At 60.4% G+C, this 14,329-nt stretch carries 18 protein-coding genes; 9 read left to right on the top strand and 9 right to left on the bottom strand.

Annotation, left to right across the window (positions count from 1 at the left end; translation table 11 throughout):
* Positions 1 to 16: 16 nt before the first annotated feature.
* Positions 17 to 703, bottom strand: coding sequence for a VOC family protein (locus tag AC1Z36_RS08855; RefSeq protein ID WP_105661528.1), 687 nt, complete (start codon positions 701 to 703; stop codon positions 17 to 19).
* A 275-nt stretch (positions 704 to 978) separates the two neighbouring features.
* Between AC1Z36_RS08855 and AC1Z36_RS08850 the strand changes: the two genes are divergently transcribed.
* From AC1Z36_RS08850 to AC1Z36_RS08840, 3 genes are all read left to right on the top strand, one after another.
* Complete coding sequence (locus tag AC1Z36_RS08850; protein WP_483561945.1) at positions 979 to 3,090, top strand: oxidoreductase; 2,112 nt, start codon at positions 979 to 981, stop codon at positions 3,088 to 3,090.
* A 116-nt stretch (positions 3,091 to 3,206) separates the two neighbouring features.
* The gene (locus tag AC1Z36_RS08845) at positions 3,207 to 4,106 is read left to right on the top strand and encodes a GNAT family N-acetyltransferase (RefSeq protein WP_105657553.1); all 900 of its coding nucleotides are present in this window, start codon (positions 3,207 to 3,209) and stop codon (positions 4,104 to 4,106) included.
* A complete protein-coding gene (locus AC1Z36_RS08840) occupies positions 4,103 to 4,597 on the top strand; it encodes a DinB family protein (protein ID WP_105661530.1) in 495 nt (164 codons plus the stop codon). Before AC1Z36_RS08845 ends, AC1Z36_RS08840 begins: the two co-directional genes overlap by 4 nt.
* On the opposite strand, the gene AC1Z36_RS08835 is transcribed toward AC1Z36_RS08840, so the two are convergent.
* Positions 4,594 to 5,298, bottom strand: a complete 705-nt coding sequence (locus AC1Z36_RS08835; protein WP_105657555.1) for a hypothetical protein — start codon at positions 5,296 to 5,298, stop codon at positions 4,594 to 4,596. The genes AC1Z36_RS08840 and AC1Z36_RS08835 overlap by 4 nt on opposite strands.
* Positions 5,299 to 5,481: 183 nt before the next feature.
* On the opposite strand from AC1Z36_RS08835, the gene AC1Z36_RS08830 reads away from it, so the two are divergent.
* Genes AC1Z36_RS08830 through AC1Z36_RS08820 form a run of 3 tightly spaced genes read left to right on the top strand, consistent with a single transcriptional unit; the run spans position 5,482 to position 6,865 of the window.
* Positions 5,482 to 5,913: a hypothetical protein gene (locus AC1Z36_RS08830; RefSeq protein ID WP_105661531.1), complete on the top strand. Its 432-nt coding sequence runs from the start codon at positions 5,482 to 5,484 to the stop codon at positions 5,911 to 5,913.
* 5 nt (positions 5,914 to 5,918) lie between these two features.
* Complete coding sequence (locus tag AC1Z36_RS08825; protein WP_105657557.1) at positions 5,919 to 6,206, top strand: transcriptional regulator; 288 nt, start codon at positions 5,919 to 5,921, stop codon at positions 6,204 to 6,206.
* Between the two features lie 41 nt (positions 6,207 to 6,247).
* A complete protein-coding gene (locus tag AC1Z36_RS08820; RefSeq protein ID WP_483561944.1) occupies positions 6,248 to 6,865 on the top strand; it encodes an NAD(P)-dependent oxidoreductase in 618 nt (205 codons plus the stop codon).
* A 227-nt stretch (positions 6,866 to 7,092) separates the two neighbouring features.
* Here AC1Z36_RS08820 and AC1Z36_RS08815 read toward each other — a convergent pair whose 3' ends face one another.
* The 4 genes from AC1Z36_RS08815 to AC1Z36_RS08800 form a co-directional block, all read right to left on the bottom strand.
* Entirely contained in the window at positions 7,093 to 7,854 is a 762-nt protein-coding gene (locus tag AC1Z36_RS08815; RefSeq protein WP_105657559.1) for an isocitrate lyase/PEP mutase family protein, read from the bottom strand.
* A 129-nt stretch (positions 7,855 to 7,983) separates the two neighbouring features.
* Positions 7,984 to 8,421: a GNAT family N-acetyltransferase gene (locus AC1Z36_RS08810; RefSeq protein WP_332489190.1), complete on the bottom strand. Its 438-nt coding sequence runs from the start codon at positions 8,419 to 8,421 to the stop codon at positions 7,984 to 7,986.
* Positions 8,422 to 8,488: 67 nt separating this feature from the next.
* Complete coding sequence (locus tag AC1Z36_RS08805) at positions 8,489 to 8,875, bottom strand: VOC family protein (RefSeq protein ID WP_105657561.1); 387 nt, start codon at positions 8,873 to 8,875, stop codon at positions 8,489 to 8,491.
* A 56-nt stretch (positions 8,876 to 8,931) separates the two neighbouring features.
* Positions 8,932 to 9,411, bottom strand: coding sequence for a GNAT family N-acetyltransferase (locus AC1Z36_RS08800; protein WP_286134189.1), 480 nt, complete (start codon positions 9,409 to 9,411; stop codon positions 8,932 to 8,934).
* 235 nt (positions 9,412 to 9,646) lie between these two features.
* On the opposite strand from AC1Z36_RS08800, the gene AC1Z36_RS08795 reads away from it, so the two are divergent.
* Both AC1Z36_RS08795 and AC1Z36_RS08790 read left to right on the top strand, forming a co-directional pair.
* The gene (locus tag AC1Z36_RS08795; protein ID WP_105657563.1) at positions 9,647 to 9,940 is read left to right on the top strand and encodes a Fe-S cluster assembly protein HesB; all 294 of its coding nucleotides are present in this window, start codon (positions 9,647 to 9,649) and stop codon (positions 9,938 to 9,940) included.
* A 181-nt stretch (positions 9,941 to 10,121) separates the two neighbouring features.
* Complete coding sequence (locus AC1Z36_RS08790; protein ID WP_181148846.1) at positions 10,122 to 10,700, top strand: CDP-alcohol phosphatidyltransferase family protein; 579 nt, start codon at positions 10,122 to 10,124, stop codon at positions 10,698 to 10,700.
* On the opposite strand, the gene AC1Z36_RS08785 is transcribed toward AC1Z36_RS08790, so the two are convergent.
* Genes AC1Z36_RS08785 through AC1Z36_RS08775 form a run of 3 tightly spaced genes read right to left on the bottom strand, consistent with a single transcriptional unit; the run spans position 10,697 to position 12,513 of the window.
* On the bottom strand, positions 10,697 to 11,224 hold the full coding sequence (locus tag AC1Z36_RS08785; RefSeq protein ID WP_105657565.1) for a 2'-5' RNA ligase: 528 nt from the start codon (positions 11,222 to 11,224) through the stop codon (positions 10,697 to 10,699). The genes AC1Z36_RS08790 and AC1Z36_RS08785 overlap by 4 nt on opposite strands.
* The gene (locus AC1Z36_RS08780; RefSeq protein ID WP_105657566.1) at positions 11,217 to 11,762 is read right to left on the bottom strand and encodes a GNAT family N-acetyltransferase; all 546 of its coding nucleotides are present in this window, start codon (positions 11,760 to 11,762) and stop codon (positions 11,217 to 11,219) included. Before AC1Z36_RS08780 ends, AC1Z36_RS08785 begins: the two co-directional genes overlap by 8 nt.
* Positions 11,755 to 12,513, bottom strand: a complete 759-nt coding sequence (locus AC1Z36_RS08775) for a class I SAM-dependent methyltransferase (RefSeq protein WP_105657567.1) — start codon at positions 12,511 to 12,513, stop codon at positions 11,755 to 11,757. Before AC1Z36_RS08775 ends, AC1Z36_RS08780 begins: the two co-directional genes overlap by 8 nt.
* Before the next feature lie 648 nt (positions 12,514 to 13,161).
* Here AC1Z36_RS08775 and AC1Z36_RS08770 point away from each other — a divergent pair.
* Entirely contained in the window at positions 13,162 to 14,310 is a 1,149-nt protein-coding gene (locus AC1Z36_RS08770; protein ID WP_105657568.1) for an acetyl-CoA C-acetyltransferase, read from the top strand.
* The last annotated feature ends 19 nt before the right edge of the window (positions 14,311 to 14,329 follow it).

Here is a 14,329-nt window from a genome sequence, read left to right as displayed (position 1 = left end):
GGCGTTGCCGGATCCGTCACCGGTTGGAAGCCGACGGGGCCAGGACGCAGAATTCATTGCCCGAGCGGTCCTGGAATACCCGCCATGGCAGCGTACCCCACGGACGGTCCAGTTCCTTGCCGCCCAATGCGCAGATGATTCCCAACGCGTCCTCCATGCTCTCGGCCTGTTCGAGACGCAGGTCCAGATGGATCGCATTCTTCCCCGCAGTCTTGGGTGAAGCTTCCCGGACAAGGACCAGCCGCGGGCCCGCGCCTGATGGATGAGCCAGAACCACTGGAGACCGCGCAACGATGTCCCATCCCAGCAGCTGCTTCCAGAATTCTGCATCTCCGGCCGGGTCAACGCAGGCCAGTTGCAGGGCTTCAAGCACCAAGCCGCTTGCGTCCTGGTCGTGGGCACGGAGCAGAAATTCGTTGCCTGCGGCATCGAGCCTGGACTCCATGGCATCCCGGTGCCGATCGCCAAGGCGTTCGCTGAAATGGGTGCCGGATCCGAGGATCAGGTGCACGCGCTGTTGAGCACGGTCCGGGTTCCGGACAGCGGGGAAGCACAAATCCAGGTATCGCGGTCCGGCCAGCTGCAGTCGGGTTTCATAGCCGTCGGCGTTATCGGTCAGCATCTGGCACTTGAGCAGGACCTCCCAGAATTCCCCTTGCTGTTTCGGGCTTTCGGCATCGAAGACGATATTTTCCCAGTACATGCTTCCAGCTTACCGCTGGGGTGATTCCGGTCACTTCGCGCATTCGTTGAACCGGCCAATAATATCCACATATGGAAATTGATTATCGTTGACTTAGGCAATGGAAACAAGAATTCTTTTCGCAGGATTTCCATAAGAATTAGTTGCAATGCTAATTTCTAACACCATGATGACATGCTTGAATTTGAGCAAGTTGTTTATCTTAGTGCCATTAATTCCAATTCCAAGATTCTCCTGGCGGAAATTGGAGCATTTTCCGCCGGTATTATGTTGCCATGAGCAACACGGATTTTCCCCACCTGATGTCAGAAGGCCGGATCGGGCCTATGAGCACCGCCAACCGCATTGTCCTTCCCGCTATGGACATGAACGTTTCCGAAGGCGGTGAAATAGAGCAGTCGGAAATCGACCACTATGTCGCGCGTGCCGCCGGCGGAGCCGGACTTGTCATCACCGGCGCATGCGCTATCGCCTTCCCTTACGGAGCGGCCTCGATGAAAGAACCGGGACTGTCAGAGGACAAATACATCCCGGGCATCAAGGCACTGGCCGACGCCATCCACGCTGCAGGCTCCAAGCTGTGCATCCAGTCCACCCACCATGGCAAGGTAGCGCGCGTAGACACCGCCAACGGACGTCCAGTCATGGCGCCGAACAAGCCGGACTACAGCTACTCCATGAGCGCGCTGGCCGACTGCACCCCCGAGGAACTCGCGAAGATGGGTGCTGCCACCAAGGGCAAGCAAGCCAGCTACCACGAGATGGCCCAAGAGGACATCGACTGGCTGATCGCCGCATGGGCCGACGCGGCAGAACGCGTAGCCAAGGGCGGAGCAGACGCCATCGAGATCCACGCGGCGCACGGATACATCCTTGGCGTCTTCTTGAACCAGCGCGATAATCTGCGCACCGACCAGTACGGCGGCTCGCTGGAGAACCGTGCCCGCCTGGCCTGCCAGGTCATCGCCGCCGTCAAGGAACGTGTGGGAGATTCCTTGGCGATCCTGGTGCGCGTAGCCGGAGAGGAATACGGCCAGGAAGGCGCGTTGAACCTTGCCGAATCCATCGAGGCGTCCAAGATGTTCGAAGCCGCAGGCGCTGACGGCATCCACGTGACCGGTTGGGGACGCAACCCCTTCGACAACTTCACCGACGGGCCGCTGCCGAACAAGGTCGGGGCCTACCTGGAGAATGCCGCAGAGATCAAGAAGCATGTTTCCATTCCGGTGATCGCCGTGGGCCGCATGCTCCCGGACATTTCCGAGAAGGCGATCGCCCAGAACAAGGTGGACTTCGCTGCCATGGGACGCCAGCTGCTGGCCGACCCGGAGCTTCCCAACAAGCTGCGCGACGGAAAGCTTGACCAGGTGCGCCCATGCATCAATTGCTACCTGTGCGTGGCGGAGAACTTCTTCGATGACACCCCGTTCTGCGCAGTGAACCCGGCACTGGGTAACGAGAAGCTGCTGCCGTTGAAGCCGGCAAGCGCCTCGAAGCATGTGGTTGTCGTTGGCGCGGGCCCTGCGGGCATGGAGAGCGCACGCGTGCTCACCGAGCGCGGGCACCGGGTGACCATCGTCGACAAGGCCGACCGCTTGGGCGGAACCATGTGGTTCTCCACCATGACCACCCCGGATAACGAGCGCCTGCTGCGCTGGTTGAAATCCGAGCTCAAGCGCCTGCGGGTTGCGGTGAAGCTCAATACCCCAGCCACCGCGGAAACCATCCGCGGGCTGAACCCCGACCACGTCATTGTCGCTACCGGCGCCGTGCGCCCGAAGCCGGACATGCCAGGCGGCGACCTGCCCAACGTGCAGACCGGCGACACCCTGCGCGCCATGATGCTGGGTACCGCTACAGCCGAGGAAGCCGGACTGGTGCTGAGCACCATGGGCAAGCTCGGACGGCTCTCGGGCTTGACCAAGTCCCCGGAATTCGTCCGCCAGTTCACCAAGTTCTGGCTGCCGATGGGCAAGGACGTTGTAGTCATCGGCGGCTCGCTGGTGGGACTGGAACTGGCCGAGTTCCTGGCCGAGCGCGGCCGCAACGTCACTCTGGTCCATGAGAGCCGGCAGCTGGGCTTGCCGCTGGCCATGCCGCGCCGCTGGACCGCCGTCAAGGAGAATCTCGCGCATGGCGTCAAGATCCACCGCAATGTCTCGGTCACCCGCATCACCGAGAAGACCGTGGAATGGACCGAAGGCGAAGAGCAGTTCAGCGCCCCGGCCGACATGGTCATCTACGCCGATGGCACCACCAGTGCCGCGCCGGTAGCCGATCAGCTGCGCGGTGCCGGATTCAGCGTCGATGTCATCGGCGATGCCAGTGCGGTCAACTACATCCACGGTGCCGTGTATTCTGCGTGGAAGGCCACCGCCAACCTGTAGTCCGATGCAACTTGCACGCCCATAGGCAGCGGGCCAGCAGCATCCGGCGGATGCTACTGGCCCGCTGCCTGTCGCGAATTCTTGTCCCATGGCAGGCCCAGTGATTGAATGGGGCAATGGGCCTTAGAATGCTTACCCCCGCCGCGGCGCAGGTTGCCGACCTCGTCGATGAGCTCGCCAGCTGGCAACGCGATGGCCTGCCCCTGCAGCTGCATCCCGGGGATGTGGGCTGGTACGCAATGCGGGGTCTGGAAATCACTGCGCAAAGCCTGCGGGTCTGGGCGGATCGCGAATCGATTTATGCCATTGGCCTGCTCGATGGCCCGGATCTCATGCGAATGGCCCTGCATCCGGACTACGTCGGCATCCAGCCGCTGGCCGAGCAGATCCACACCGACCTCCTCTCGCCGCAACAGCGGATCTTCCCTTCCTCATCCGCCAGCATCGAAGCCCGCGGCGCGACGGCCTTGGGCCAGGTCCTGCAGGCCAACGGGTGGGTTCCGGGCGAAGCATGGACTCCCTTGCGCCGTTCGCTGGACACTCCGGTGCATCTGCCGGAGCTTACCTTTCGGCGGGTCGATTCCGCCCAAGCCAGCCAATGGATGGAAGTCCACCTCAATGCCTTTCGCGGCGCCGATTTCTCAGCAGAAGACTTGGCGCGTGCGGTGCAGCGCTGGCATACCATGGCCAGTACTCCCATCTATGCCCAGGGGCAATGCCTGACCGCCTATGACAGCGACATGAACCCGCTGGCTGTCGCAGCGGTCTGGTCTGCTGGTCCCGGACGGCCAGGGCTGCTGGAGCCCATCGCGGTGCATCCGGCATCCCGCGGCCAGGGGTACGGCACGGCGATCAGCCTGGCGGCCGCTGCAGAACTGCGATCCATGGGAGCATCCAGCGCCTTGGTATGCACTGCCAGCGACAACACTGCCGCCGTTGCCACCTATCTCGCCGCCGAATTCATTGCCGATAACGAATCCTGCGACTGGCATCGCGGGAAGAACGAGGAATCATGAAAGTCTCCGAGCTCCTGTCAGACTTGGCCCAGCGGACAATTGACGCGGCACGCGCGCTTCCGCAGCTGGGCAATGAACAGCTCAACGCGCACCCGGGCAACCACCCCAACTCCATTGCATGGCTTCTCTGGCATTCAGGGCGCGAAGCAGATATCCAGCTCTCGGCGCTGAGCGGTCAGCCTGAACTCTGGGAGCAGTTCCGGGACCGCTTCAATTTGGGCGAGCTCGGCGATTCGATGGGCTTCGGGCACAGCGCCGAGCAGGCTCGCTCGATCATCGTCAACGACCAGCAGCTGCTCCTGGACTATTTGGAGGCGTGCTTTTCCGCGCTCGGCGGCTACGCCTCAAGACTGCGCGAGGACGAACTCGACGAAATCATTGATCGAAGCTGGGACCCGGCGGTTACCCGTGGGGTGCGCTTGGTATCGATCATTGACGACGCCTCGGTCCATGTCGGGCAGGCTGCCTATGCCGCTGGCGCCTTGGGCTAGGCTGCAGGCAGGCTTTTGGCCCTCTTGGCGATCCACCAGAAGATCACCAGCTGGAGCACCAGTACGATAGCCGAGATGCCGGCATCGCCCCATCCCATCGAATACCCAGCCTGCAAGGTCCCGATTCCACTGGCTACTGGGTAGAACAGCGGCCACAACACCGCGAGGTTGCGCATCATGGCAAAGGCAATCGCGAACAAGATCGCGAAAACACCGAATCCTGCTGCAGCTGCCACCGGAACCGAACCGAGGTGCTGAACCATGAAGCCGAGGCCAGTCAGCGCAATAGCTGGCAACCATCCGAAAGCGCGTTCCCACCGCAGATACAACCATCCAAAGACAAAGAACGGTTCCCACAAGACCAAGAAGTTCGCCGCCAGATGGCTTGCGATATCGGCGCCACTGGCGTTGGCCAAGGTGACCAGCTGGTAGGCGGACCCGGCACCCAGCACCAGGGAAATAGCGAGGGATGCCAGCAGGAGTTTTCTCGTGATCCCCACCCCTGCAAGAGTCTCTCGGCGCCGGTGCAGCACCGTCCAGAGAGGGACAAAGGTTCCGAAGACCAAAATGCCGAGCCAGAGAAAAAGGCTATCAATCGCGGTCCCCGCGTAGTAGCACAGGGAAAACGCCAGCAACGTGGCCAAGGCAATGAGCGTATCGGCTTCAGGTCGCCACGCGAATGCACTCCGACGGTGATCCATGGCTGTTTCAGATCGAGCAGAAAAAGCATTCATGTTGACGTGCCTCGGTGCCGTGGGTGGTTTAGCTGGCTCCGTCCGAGAATAGCAGTTCCTCAACCGTCCGATCATAAAAAGCATGAACAGATACGGAATTGAAACAAAATACTACTTGCAAATATTGCAACTAGTTGCAAAGATTGAGGCATGAGCCAAGATTCCAGTTCATCCACCCCGCTATCGCCCGGCAAGGCGCAGCAACTGCTGGGCTCGGTCCCCCACCGCCCCCGCCGAGAACTCAAGGCCGTCGATCATGCGATAGCGATCTTGGTCGTTGCCGCATCATTGGCGGCAGGACTGCTGGCGCTGTCCGGATACGGATGGATCGCCGTAGCGCCAGCAATCATTGCCTTATTGTCAGCGAATCACTGGTTCGCTGCGCGGCAGCGCCGCATCAATGAACCGCGTTATCCCGGTGCCCGCACGATCCTGGCCATTTTTGCCACCTGGTTGCTCCTGCCTATTTGGCGAAGCATCGTCCATCATGAAACCGCACCTTGGCCTGAAGCGCTGCTGCTGGGAGGCTTCGCACCGATGCTGTGGCTTGGCTACTATCTCTTCCTGTTAATTCGGCGCTGAGCTCCATGAATTACCAAGAACTTGATCCCTTGCTTCTGGCGCCCAAAAGATTCGTTACGCTGGCGCATCTGAGCCAAGTAGAACAGGCGGATTTCGCTGGACTCCAAGCAGCCACGGGGCTGTCCACCGCCGACCTTTCAAAGATCCTCAAGGATCTGGAAAATCGTGAACTAATCCACCTGTCAAAGGAACGCAAAGACCGCTACGGCATCACCCTCGTGTGCCTGTCGGAGAGTGGCCAGCGCACCTTCAAGAAACTGATGAAAACTCTCAACCGTATTGCGGGAGAATAGTGCGGGGCACCTGATGCCTTCACGCTTCAAGGAAAGAACTCATGAAACTCGTTATTATCGGTGGCAACAGCGGAACCGGCGCTGCGCTGGCTAAACTCGCTCGCCAGGCATCCCATGAAGTTACCGTCGTCTCGCGAAGCGGTTCCCGCACCGCGCATGGGCAAATAAAACAGCTCAACGGCGATGCCTCTGATCCTGAATTCGCGGTGCAGGCGATTGCCGGCGCCGACGCCGTAGCTATCACCGTGGGTGGCAGCAAGGGAAGGAAAAATGCCCGCACCAGCGTGACACGCAGTGTTATCCACGCGATGCAGGCGAACGGTCCCCAGCGCCTGCTGATCCAGTCTTCCCTGGGCGCCGGAAACTCCGGTTCGCAACTTCCCGGCGTCATCGGTCTCATCTCCAAAATGCTATTGGCCAAGCCTTTGGCCGACCACACCGAGCAGGAAAAGCTAGTGGAAGATTCTGGCTTGGATTGGAGCATTGTGCGCCCCACCGGATTGGGCAGCAAGCCTGCCCTCGGCAAGTGGACCGCACTGCAAGTTGGTGAACCAGGCCGGCTGGGTGGAAGCATCACGCGTGATGATCTTGCCGCGTTCATGCTCGAAACACTTCAAAGCAACCAGAGCATCAGCAAGGCCTACGGCATCAGCAACTAATTCGGCTGCGGAAAGCCAGGGGCCCTTGACACCCGTTTGGTGCGGGCCAGTCCCGGCAATGCCGGAGCCTGCCGCCAAGGCTAAATACCCTGACGGCAGATTTTCCAACTATTCACAGAACACAAATGTCCTGAGAGGTGCCGGGCTGTGCCCGGGTTGCCGTTCCTCGATGCAACCAGCGTGCGGCCGTCGCCCGCCTGGCGCGCACTGCCTGATCCGGGGAAGGCCTAGAGCCAAGCTCCGAGCTGCTTGCCGGACATCTCCGCCAACCACATTTGCCACAGCGGTCCGAAGCTCACGCGACGAACCCCTAGCTCACGCAAGGCTGCGAGGTCACCGGCCGGGTGCGCGTTGACTGGGTGGGCCGTCACGTTCACCGGAATGCTGACTGCTTGCACGACCTGAGCAACCTGATCGGCATTGGCCAGGGCCACCGGATACACGCTACGCGCACCAGCCTGCTCCATCAGCTTGATGCGCTCGATTGCCTCGCCCAGCGGGTCTGCGAACTTATCGGCCAGCTTCACTGCATCGGTGCGTCCGTTGATCACGAATTCGATGCCTGCTGCATCTGCTGCTTGGCGGACGCCGTTAATGTAGTCCGCATGCTCATGGCGTTCACGGACACGGCCGCCTTCACGGTGGAGAACATCTTCGATATTCACGCCGACAGCGCCCGCTGCCGCAACGCGTTCGAAGAGTTCCTTCGGATCCAGGCCGTAGCCGGATTCAACGTCAGCGCTGACCGGCACATCGACACTGCTGGTGATTCGCTGAACCGCGGCCAGATAGTCTGCGAAGTCCATCTTCTCGCCATCTTCACTGCCCAAGGCATCGGCGACGGGGTGGCTTCCGACAGTCAGCGAGGCGAAGCCAGCGGATGCCGCGATGTTGGCGCTGAAGGCATCCCACACGGTTGGCATGACCAGCAGTTCACCTGAGGCGTGCTGCTTGGCGAGGTTCTGGGCGAGAGCTGAAATTTCAGTCAAGGATATCTCCTAGAGTCGTGACGGAATCCACCCAGTCTACGGCTCGGAGTCCACGATGGAAACAACTGGAAGATGAACTCCCAGGATTCGGCATGAGCGCTGGAACCAGGCATCATTTCAATCCTATTGCTACTTGCCAGGTAGCGGTTTAACCATGGTCAAGCAGGGCGTCCCAGCTCCCCAGAGGCTAGTTTCCTCCAGGGGAAGGAAGCCCTGCTTTTCATAGAATCGCCGAGTTTTCGCGTAGCCGGCATCCGGGTGCGAAGGACCCAGGGTCTTGACCTGCAAGAGCTGCACTCCGCCGGCGAGCGCCTCGGCTTCAATGGCTGCGCACAAAGCCGAACCGATTCCACCGCCGTGGTATCCACGGTCGACCACCATCAGATGGATCTCAACGGAGTGGTGGTAGTGCCGTTCTGCCAAGAGCACACCGAGCACTGCGCCTTGGGCATTGCGAACGGTCCAGGTTTCCTTGGTCCGCGCGGACTGGATGTACTCTGCGTTTGATTCAGGTTGGCCAAACCATTCAGGAACGGTGGCAAGCAACCGCGCAACGTCGTCTGGCACGGGATGGTCCCTGGTTGCTGCAAAGCTGGATTGTTCCACGATGGCTCCTGACCGGATAGTACTTGCGCTAGCTAGATGGGGTCATGATTTCCAGACGATTCCCGAAACCGTCGCGGGCATGGAACCGCAGATATCCTTCAAAGGTTTCGCGCTCTGCCCAAGACAGTTCATAGCCCATGGAATCGATACGGCCAGCGAGGGTTTCCCACTCCTCTACCGAGTCGCAGACCATTCCAGGATGCGCTTTCTTGGCTGGAATGAATGGATCGTCTATGCCCAGATGGATTTCCGCCACAACGGCATCTGCGTTGAAAGCGCGGAACCAGCAACCTCCCCTGCCGGCAAGGGAAGGCGGCTTGGGGACTTCGCCTAGGCCCAGGGCTTCACCGTAGAACCGGCGGGCTTCAGCTTCCTGGCCGCGTGGCATCGGCAACTGAACGTGATGGAGTCTCATCTGGGCCTTCCTCGTCACTGTTGCTGCCAATATACCTGCAAGGAGACTGCCCAGGGCTAGGTTCGGCCAATATTGAAGATCAGGGTTTCAGCCCGTGCGGCGTCACTGTCTGGATCTTCAACCCGGCGTCCTTCCAGCTTGAATCCGGTCTTTTCAAGGACTCGGATGGAAGCTGCGTTTCTCGCATCGCAGGTTGCACTGATCCGTTCCAAACCAAGATCCTCGAATCCCCGACGGAGCAGGAGTCCAGCGGTTTCGGCGGCGTATCCGTTTCCCCAGTATTCTCGATTCAGGGTGTAGCCGATCTCCCCTGCCTTGGCTTTCCGGTCGGTGACCCACACCGACGCTGAACCGATGAGAACATCACCGAGCATGACCGCCTGCAGGACCCTATGCGGTTGCTCGAGCAGTGCATCGGCGAGAAATTCCCGGGTGTCGGCCAGTTGGTTGGGTCCCCATGTCGAGTACTGGCACACCACTGGGTCAGCGGCAAAGGCATGGATTGCAGGCAAGTCCTGCGGTTGAAAATCAGCCAAGCGTATTCCGTGCCCAGCGGTACTCCTGCCGCTGGCTGCCTGAGCATCGCGCATTATTTCTCCTTTGCAGGGTAACGCCAGTCTATGTGTTGGGGCGAACCCTATCGGGCTGGCGGGGTTCAAGTCCAAGCATGTTGCGCAGCTGTTAAGCGGTGTTGAGATTCGTTGCGTTTTTTGGAATCGTGGCACCCACATGCCCTGAACTTGGTATGTCCTCAACCGGAAGGAGAGCCTCGTGCTCGCACTGACCGACCAAGCAGCATCGATCGTGACCGCGATCGTCACCAACCAGGCCGAGGAAGAAACCGCTGGTCTGCGCATCATGCAGGCAGACAGCACCCACCCGGAAGATGCCGCTTTCGGCCTGCAGATTGTCCCCGCTCCCGAAAGCACCGACGGCGTCGTGGCTTCCGAAGGCAGCCCAGTCTACGTGGATGAAGCGATTGCCGACGCTTTGGAGGGCAAAGTACTCGACGCGGCGGTGGATGAGCAGGGTGGCGTAAGCTTCCAGCTCCTTGAGCAGGGCTAATTCTGCACCCTGCCCTTTAGCTTTGGCTGCGGGGGTCGTCCTTCGGGACGGCCCCCGCAGTTCGTTAACAATCTCACTGCACCGGTACGCTGGACGGATCATATTTGCAGGCCAGATGCCCCGCACCCTTGTATATTGCGACGCAGTGCGTCATCGTTCAACTAAGGGAAAGGGGAAAGCAGTGGAAACGCGCGCGGTACGCAAACATGAGTGGGCGACGATTCCGAACGCCATCACGATTATTCGCTTTCTCCTGGTGGTTCCCATCGTCGGCTATTTGCTGGCCGATACCGAACCGGCACTGACAGCGGTTCTGCTTCTTGCCTTCGGCCTGAGCGACTGGGTTGACGGGTTTATTGCCCGCAAGTTCAATCAGGTTTCGCATCTGGGCGTCCTGCTGGATCCCATAGCTGATCGTTTGGGCATCGTGGCTATCGCGATCGCCCTGGTGGCCAATGGGGCGATCCCCTTATGGGTTGGCCTGGCCATTTTCATCACCGACCTGATCCTGCTGTGCACCTATTTCTTCTTGCGCCTGGGCTCCCCGCCGGCTTCCACGTGGCTGGGAAAGATCCGCACCGCCATCATGATGCTGGGGCTGGCCTGCGTGGCGTGTGGCAGGATCCCCGATTTTTCGGTGCTGGCAACCCCGGGCGTAGCCATTTTGACTGCCGGTACGGTGCTGCATTTATTTGTCGGCTTCGGCTATCTGCGCATCATGCGCGCTTCTGCCAAAGAGCAACGGACTACGGCCAGCTAGTCGCGGTTTTCCTGCTGCATTGCTCCGGCAAGGAGCGTCAGTTCGGGAATTCGCGGCTTCCACAAGGCTGCCCGGCAGGCAATCAGTTCCCTGAGCTGTGTTGAGGCCAGCTCATCAAGTGCCCGGATATAGTCGGGAACAATTTCGCGTGGCAGCCGCAACCCCATGGTCAGGTGCGGCGTCCACCGCGGTCCCCGCCCATCGGGATTCAGCGCGCTGATTTCCCGGGCTGCCATTTCCAAGGCATCCGTGGTTTCCAGCAGCCACGCAACCGTCTGCTTGCGCTTCGTGCCAAAGACAATAGTGCCCACCCGTTGGAAGCTCGCGGGGATGAGCGCAGGCAGTAATTCTGCCGCCCGCTGCGTCACGACCTCGCTCATGCTGGGCGAAAAGGTAATGGTGATATGCGGAGTCTGGTGTTGGGTGGGGAAGCCGCGCATCTCCAACTGGGCAAAGACCTCCTGCACTTGCTGCTCCTGCCCTGCTGGAAGGTGCAGCAAAATGTTGTCCGGGGACCTACTCATCAAGGTTCTCCTTCCTCATGCTGGTGATCGGGCGCGACCACGTGCGCGCCCATGACTGCTTGTCCCCCACCGCGTAGGTGCTGATTTCTCCGGTCGGCGCATAACCAAGGCTCTTCCAGAACGGTTCAACTTCAGCAGCATTTGCATCGACTGTCGAAATCCGGCAGGCGGTGATCAACGGATGATCCTGGATCACATCGAGCACCGCTTCATGGATCTGCTTCCCCAGGCCCCGTCCGTGCCTGGCACCATCGACCATGAGCAATCCGATGTAGACCGTATCTGGTCTGGGCCAGCCGACGATCAGATCCGCGAATCCGGCCAGTTCTTCGCCTTCCCATAGGCCAAGATCAATTTTCTGCTCGGATTGCGCCTTCGGTGGCAGGGCGCTCAATGCCTGAACTGCGGCGTCGGATGCGGGGCCGGCGCCGGTGACACGTTGGGAATATCCCGGGTTGCTTTCCATCAGCCGTTGCAGGCACGCTGAATGCTTGATGGAAAGCAGGGTAACCGGCAACTTGGAAGGTTGCCTATCCATGAGCAGTTTCCCCGTCCACTCCCCTGATCGCTTCAGCTTCGAAGATCATCAGTGGTTGCTCTCCGTTGAAGCGGTTCTTCTGCCAGTCACCCCAAATTGCGCGAATATTGAACCCTGCGGCAACTAGATCTGCACTGATCTGCTCGGCGCTGCGGAAAGCCAGGTCCAGCTTTTCGACCAGTACTTCCTGCGAGTGCTCAATCTTGGCATAGGACGTCAAGCGCACGAGTCCCACGCTGGTTTCTTCCGCATCGCACCATTCGGTCAGCGGACCGAATTGCGTGTCCCGGGTTACTGCTTCTTCGTCATTCCATGTCTCCCAGGCGCGAGTCGATGGGTTCCTGCTTTCAAAGGCCAGCACGGCCCCGGTCGCCGCGGCAGCGCGTAGTTGTTCTAGGGTTTGCGCCCACTGCGGATCCGGGATGTGCTGGGCTACGTTGCCGGTCATCACCATCAGGTCAAAGGGTCCGCCGTCGATTGCCGAAGCGTCGCCGTCAATCCATGTGACTTGCTCAGCGTTGGGCCGTTGTCTGGCGTAGTCCATCATTACCGGTGAGGGGTCAACTCCAACGACAGTTCTTTGCGCAATGGCAAGCGTAATCGTCAAAAGGCCGGTGCCGGAGCCGAGATCCAGAATCCGGTTCGCTTTGGTTCCAGCCGCTAAGGCACGGTAATAGTCATGATCCGGTCCGTCGGGATTATCCGTATCGTAGAGCGCAATGAGTCGTGGATCGTAGTCAGCGAAGCTCACTTGGGCCTATTCCGTTCTCAGAGTTTTCCGTCAAGGTACAGCATGCTCCATCAATTCTTGCATTGCCTAGGTACAGCCCGCCCATTGGCAGCTACTTCCATCAGGCGTGTTCAATTCGCCGGATACCACGCCGAGTACTCGCGCCAACACCGAGGGCACCACGCTCCTGCTTTGACCTTCCAGGACTCCAGCCTTGGCAAAACGCGGAACCGAATTGCCTGACTTCCATGCCCTGTCTCCACCTGGCAGTCCCCGGAATCGCGCCACGAGTTGACCGCGGCCTTGGGCACCGCAGGTCCAGCGGAGGCCGGATGAGTCCCGGCATCGACTGCAGGCTTCCCGAAGCAAAAACGATCAGACGGTCTTGTGCCCGTGACTCGGCAACGTTTAGCAGGTCCGGGTTGGGGTCGCTGAACCTGGACTGGGCGCTATTCCGGTCGCAGGCAATTTCCCGGCTCGCTTCGCCCGCGCATCCATTTTTCGTTCCGCATCATATTCCCCAGCCAAACCCTACTTGTCGGGAGCGGCTCCGGCGCAAGTGGCATTTTCCCAAGCCAAGCGTGGCAATTGTGACCTAGACAACCATTGCTGAATTGGGCATTGTTGGTTCAGCAGACGTTTCCTGTCAAAAACTTCCTGGAGGAGCCCATGCCCGAGGCCTACATCATCGATGCGCTGCGTACACCTGTCGGACGCCGGGGAAAGTCTCTGGCGCAGACGCATCCGCTGGATCTCGCCGCCGCGCCGCTGGCCGAACTGGTGAACCGCAACAACATTGATTCCGAGCAATACGACGAGATCATCCTCGGCTGCATCGACCAGCTGGGACCCCAGGCCATGGACATCGCCCGCAACGCATGGTTGGCCGCCGGCCTTTCCGAACACGTCCCCGGGACAACGGTAGAACGCCAGTGCGGCTCCGGGCAGCAGGCGATCTCCTACGCGGCCCAAGCAGTCATGAGCGGAAGCAGCGACCTCGTGGTTGCCGGTGGCGTCCAGTCCATGTCGAGCATTCCCCTGTCCTATTCCAACTCCGCTGCCAAGGACTTCGGCTTCCCCGATCCCTACACCGGCTCCACGCTGTGGGCGTCCCGCTACGGCGAGCAGGAAATCTCGCAGTTCCGCGGCGCAGAGATGATGGCAGAACGCTGGAGCCTCACCCGCACCCAGTTGGAGGATTTCGCTGTGGCCTCCCATCAGCGGGCATTGAACGCCCAGGCGCAAGGATACTTCGACCGCGAGATCCTTGCTTTGGATTCCCTGGCTGCAGATGAGGGGCCACGCCCCGTGGACCGCGCCAAGATGCAGTCGCTGGCACCGATTGCCGAAGGCGGCGCGCATACGGCAGCCACCGCATCGCAGATGTCTGACGGTGCCGCGATGCTGCTCATTGCCTCCGAAGCCGCGGTCAAACGCTATGGGCTCAAGCCCCGTGCCCGCATCCACCACATCTCGGCCCGAGGCGATGACCCGGTCATGATGCTATCGGCCCCGATCCGCGCCACCAAGCATGCCCTGGCACGCGCCGGGATGGGCATCGAAGACATGGACCGCATTGAAATCAACGAGGCCTTCGCCGCGGTAGTGCTTGCCTGGCAGCAGGAAACCGGCGCCGACATGTCCAAGGTCAACGTCAATGGCGGCGCCATCGCCCTGGGCCACCCCATCGGTGCCACCGGCGCACGGCTGATGACCTCCTTGCTCCATGAGCTGGAACGCAGCGATACCCGCTTCGGCCTGCAGACCATGTGCGAGGGCGGCGGCCAAGCCAACGTCACCATCATCGAACGCCTCTAGCTACCCGCACCCGCCGCAA

The organism is Glutamicibacter sp. BS14 (assembly GCF_056934375.1).
Note: the sequence above shows the minus strand (reverse complement) of the source record. Positions and strands in the feature narration are given on the sequence as shown.

Bases quoted from the DNA above. Each gene is read 5' to 3' on its own strand.
- AC1Z36_RS08855 (WP_105661528.1), bottom strand. From the start codon at position 703: ATGTACTGGGAAAATATCGTCTTCGATGCCGAAAGCCCGAAACAGCAA.
- AC1Z36_RS08850 (WP_483561945.1), top strand. From the start codon at position 979: ATGAGCAACACGGATTTTCCCCACCTGATGTCAGAAGGCCGGATCGGG.
- AC1Z36_RS08845 (WP_105657553.1), top strand. From the start codon at position 3,207: ATGGGCCTTAGAATGCTTACCCCCGCCGCGGCGCAGGTTGCCGACCTC.
- AC1Z36_RS08840 (WP_105661530.1), top strand. From the start codon at position 4,103: ATGAAAGTCTCCGAGCTCCTGTCAGACTTGGCCCAGCGGACAATTGAC.
- AC1Z36_RS08835 (WP_105657555.1), bottom strand. From the start codon at position 5,298: ATGGATCACCGTCGGAGTGCATTCGCGTGGCGACCTGAAGCCGATACG.
- AC1Z36_RS08830 (WP_105661531.1), top strand. From the start codon at position 5,482: ATGAGCCAAGATTCCAGTTCATCCACCCCGCTATCGCCCGGCAAGGCG.
- AC1Z36_RS08825 (WP_105657557.1), top strand. From the start codon at position 5,919: ATGAATTACCAAGAACTTGATCCCTTGCTTCTGGCGCCCAAAAGATTC.
- AC1Z36_RS08820 (WP_483561944.1), top strand. From the start codon at position 6,248: ATGAAACTCGTTATTATCGGTGGCAACAGCGGAACCGGCGCTGCGCTG.
- AC1Z36_RS08805 (WP_105657561.1), bottom strand. From the start codon at position 8,875: ATGAGACTCCATCACGTTCAGTTGCCGATGCCACGCGGCCAGGAAGCT.
- AC1Z36_RS08785 (WP_105657565.1), bottom strand. From the start codon at position 11,224: ATGAGTAGGTCCCCGGACAACATTTTGCTGCACCTTCCAGCAGGGCAG.
- AC1Z36_RS08780 (WP_105657566.1), bottom strand. From the start codon at position 11,762: ATGGATAGGCAACCTTCCAAGTTGCCGGTTACCCTGCTTTCCATCAAG.
- AC1Z36_RS08770 (WP_105657568.1), top strand. From the start codon at position 13,162: ATGCCCGAGGCCTACATCATCGATGCGCTGCGTACACCTGTCGGACGC.